Below are 3,687 nucleotides of genomic sequence, written 5' to 3'. Positions count from 1 at the left end.
CTCGTCCGCCCCGCGCCCGCTGGCCCACGGGAGCCTGCCGCCCCGCCGGCCCACCCGGGCCCAGCGCCTGCGCAAGGCGGGGGCCGACACCCTGGTGCTGACCCGCCGCAACTTCCGGCACATGGTCCGCGACCCCTTCGAACCGGCCATCGCGATCACCATGCCGGTGGTGGTGGTGCTCCTGTTCGGCTACGTGTTCGGTGACGTGATGGCGCCCCCGGGCACGGAGAACTACCGCGAGTTCCTGGTCCCGGCGATGCTGGCGATGGTCATGCTCTACGGCATCGGCGGCACCGCCTCCGGGATCGCCCGCGACACCGCCCGCGACGTGATGAGCCGCTTCCGGTCCATGCCCATGTCCCCCGCGGCCCTGCTCGGCGCCCGCGCCCTGGCGGACATGGCGCGCGCCTGCCTGGAGGTGGCCCTGCTGCTCCTGGTCGGGTTCGCGATGGGCTGGCGCGCCGGGGAGGGGCTCTCCGGAGCCCTGGCCGCCGTCGGCGTGCTGCTGCTCTTCAGGCTGGCCCTGGTGTGGCTCGGGGTGCTGCTGGGTCTGGTGCTGCCCACGGCCGACTCCGTGAGCATGATCGTCTACCCGCTGACGTTCCCGCTCAGCATGCTCTCGACGAGCTTCGTCCCGTCCGAGGCCATGCCCTCCTGGCTGGCCCCGGTCGCCGAGTGGAACCCGCTGTCGGCGGTGGTCAACGCCGCCCGTGACCTGTTCGGCAACCCGTCCCTGCCCTCGGACGCCTGGCCCGCGGAGAACGCCCTGCTCGTGGCCGTGGCCCTGCCGGTGGCCGTCATGCTCCTGGTCACCCCGCTGGCCGTGCGCCGCTTCCGGCGGCTCAGCCGCTGACCCGAACAGCCTGACCCGGCCGCGAGCCCGGCCCCGCGCCGCGGTCCCCTCCCCGTAACCCGTCTCCCGCAGAGGAACGAACGACATGACCGCGACCGCCGCCCCTCCGGAGCAGACCGCCCAGCGCCCCGGCCCCCGCTGGTGGCAGCGCCCCTGGATCCTGCCCCTGGCCCTGTTCAGCGCGACCTTCCTGGTCTACGCCCTACCGCCCTACCTCGGCCTGGACCCCGCCCAGGCGCGCGTGGGCCTCCCCGGGGACGTCGCCTGGTACTACCCGGTACTGGTCACCCACGTCTTCGGCGGCTCCCTGCTGACGATGCTGGTGATCCTCCAGGTGTGGCCGTGGCTGCGCGCCCGCCACCCGGCCGTGCACCGCTGGAGCGGCCGCGTCTACGTCCTGGCCGGAATCCCGCTCGTGGGCGTCCCCGGGCTGCTCATCGCCCCGCTCAGCCACTTCGGCACCAGCGTCCAGATCAGCAACGTCATCTGGGCCCTCCTGTGGCTGTCCTTCACCGTCATCGGCTACCGGATGGCGCGTCGGCGCCGCTTCGCCCAGCACCGCGAGTGGATGCTGCGCAGCTTCGCCCTCATCTACGGCATCGCGTTCAGCCGGGTGCTCACCGTCGTGCTGGTCATGGCGCATCTGCCCCGGCTGGAGAGCGATTACGGCGGCGACGCCGATGCGCTGGGGCTGGCCATCGCCCCGGCCAACGCCTTCCTGTCCTGGATCGTGCCGCTGCTGCTGGTGGAGTGGTGGCTCAAGTACCGCCGCCCGCGCGGGCGGCGCCCGCGCGCCGCGGCCTGAACCCTCCGCAGGGGCCCTTCCCCGCGGCCCGACCGCGGAAAGGGTCCCTTCCGTGTACCCGCCTCGGACGGCGCCTCCGGCGGGCCCCGGCGCATCCCCGGGCCCGCGGCGTCTGCGACCGGTCCAGGCCCGCGACCGGCTCGACCGCGTCCGGCCCAGGCCCGTGCCCCGCTCGGCCGCGTCCGGGCGGTGTGCGCGGCCCCGGGCGTCCGCGTTCGGCACCGTCCCCGCGTGGGGCTGGAGGGACGCGTGAGTCTGTCTCTGCTGTCCCTTCAGACACCCGCGTCACACCGCAGAGCCAGCGAAAACGGCACCGGTGACCTACGCCACCCCTGACCCGTATCCGGAGAAAACCGTCCGGACCTGCATCTTTTGCCCGCGTTTCGGTTAGGGGATAATCCGATGATCATTGCGGCACACGTGCTCGTTAGGGTAGCCTCACTTAAGAGGCGCAGATGTACTCGTCCCCCGAAGGTCACTGCACTCACACGACCCCCGGACATGACGACATCGTGCGACGAAGGGCAGGTTCAGCGGTGACACCAGACCCGCTCGACGCGTTCCGCGACGCCTGCGCGCCGCTGAAGTTCGCGCCCCTGCCCGACCTGCTCTCCTTCGAGGAGCTCTCCGCCGTTCCCCGCGGCCGCGTGCACTGGCACCAGGCGGGCGCCATGGCCGAGGACGGCTGGCTGCCGGTCCTGTACGACCGCCTCCGCAGCGAGCACGGCCCCGGCCACCGCCTCCCCGCCGCCACGAACTTCCTGCGGGTGACCCTGCGCGAGCCCATCTTCCTGGTCTCGGCCTCGCTGTACCTGACCGGTCGCGCCCCGCTGCTGAGCCCGGACACCCTCTACCTGCCCTGGGACTCCGGGCTGGCGCGCTTCGGCACGCCCGCCTCGGTCGGCACGCGGACCGCGGTCCTGCCGGACGACCCCGCCGTCGGCCACCCCGACACCGTGGTCGCCGAGGACGAGGACGCCCAGCTGCGGATGGCCGCCGAGGCCCTGTTCGCCACGTTCGAGCCGATCATCGACGCCCTGCACGGGCACACGCGCTCGGGCAAGCGCACGCTGTGGGGCTGGGTGCTCGACACCCTGCACTTCTACATGCTCAACCCGGCCCGCTACCTGGGCCGCGACCCCCGACAGGCCTGGGAGCTGGCCACCCGCCTGGGCGACGCGGTGGTCGCGGCGGGCGCGGTGACCCGCAGGCGTCCGCGCCTGTTCCCGTTCGCCCCCGACCACCCCCGCGGGACCTGGGCGGTGCGGGGCACCTGCTGCTTCGACTACAAGGGCGACCCGGAGCACGGCTACTGCACCACGTGCCCGCTCAAGTGCGACGGCGAGCGCCAGCAGGACCTGTCGGAGTGGCTGCGCGACCCGGCGCTGGCCCCCTGAGCCCTCCCCCCGGCGCCGCCGGTCAGCTGACCGGCACCTCCACCGGTTCGCCGAAGAACGGGGAGAAGACCACCGTCTCGGGGTCAACGTCGCCCTCCACCGTGATGACCCCCGAGACGCTCTGCCCGGGGGCGAGCGTGCGCGCACCGATCTCGTCGGCGTCCATGCCGACGGCCTCGGAGGTGCTGTGCTGGTCGCCCCGGGCGTCCACGACCCGGAAGTAGAGCGGGTTGACCTCGATGTCCTCTTGGCCGGTGTTCGTCACCGACACGTCGATGCTGGTGTAATCCCCTTCGGTATAAAGCGGCCCGGGGTCGAAGTCGGCGGGTGAGGCGGTGAGCTCGACCCGGGGCCCGGCCGCCTCGCCGCCCTCCTGCCGGGACTCGGTCTCCTGTGCCGGGGGCTGCCTGTGGGCCGCCGCGAACAGGGCGACGGTCGTGCACCCGGCGATGACGAACATCAGCAGCAGCAGGACGCCGCAGCCGATGCCGAGGATCTTCCCCCACGGGGTGGGGCTGGTCTCCGGCGGCCCGTAGCCGCCCTGGGGCGGGTAGCCCTGGCCCGCGCCGGGCTCCGGCCCGTAACCGTAGGCCTGTCCGTAACCGCCGGCCCGCCCCGGCGCGGGCCAGGGC

Annotated in this window: 4 protein-coding genes; 3 read left to right on the top strand and 1 reads right to left on the bottom strand. The window is 73.3% G+C overall.

The window, feature by feature from the left end; translation table 11 throughout:
• From DQW06_RS22755 to DQW06_RS22745, 3 genes are all read left to right on the top strand, one after another.
• Positions 1-853: ABC transporter permease (locus DQW06_RS22755; protein WP_232833123.1), on the top strand; the 853-nt coding region annotated here is incomplete at its 5' end.
• An 85-nt stretch (positions 854-938) separates the two neighbouring features.
• A complete protein-coding gene (locus DQW06_RS22750; RefSeq protein ID WP_117199278.1) occupies positions 939-1,658 on the top strand; it encodes a DUF2306 domain-containing protein in 720 nt (239 codons plus the stop codon).
• A gap of 536 nt (positions 1,659-2,194) precedes the next feature.
• Positions 2,195-3,055: a (2Fe-2S)-binding protein gene (locus DQW06_RS22745; RefSeq protein ID WP_013152559.1), complete on the top strand. Its 861-nt coding sequence runs from the start codon at positions 2,195-2,197 to the stop codon at positions 3,053-3,055.
• A 22-nt stretch (positions 3,056-3,077) separates the two neighbouring features.
• On the opposite strand, the gene DQW06_RS22740 is transcribed toward DQW06_RS22745, so the two are convergent.
• Positions 3,078-3,687 (bottom strand): DUF4352 domain-containing protein (locus tag DQW06_RS22740; RefSeq protein WP_117199277.1); only part of this gene is annotated, 610 nt, incomplete at its 5' end.

Source organism: Nocardiopsis sp. TNDT3 (genome assembly GCF_003427465.1).
GTDB classification, from domain to species: domain Bacteria; phylum Actinomycetota; class Actinomycetes; order Streptosporangiales; family Streptosporangiaceae; genus Nocardiopsis; species Nocardiopsis dassonvillei.
The sequence above is the reverse complement of the archived record's forward strand: the minus strand, read 5'-3'. Positions and strand labels throughout refer to the sequence as shown.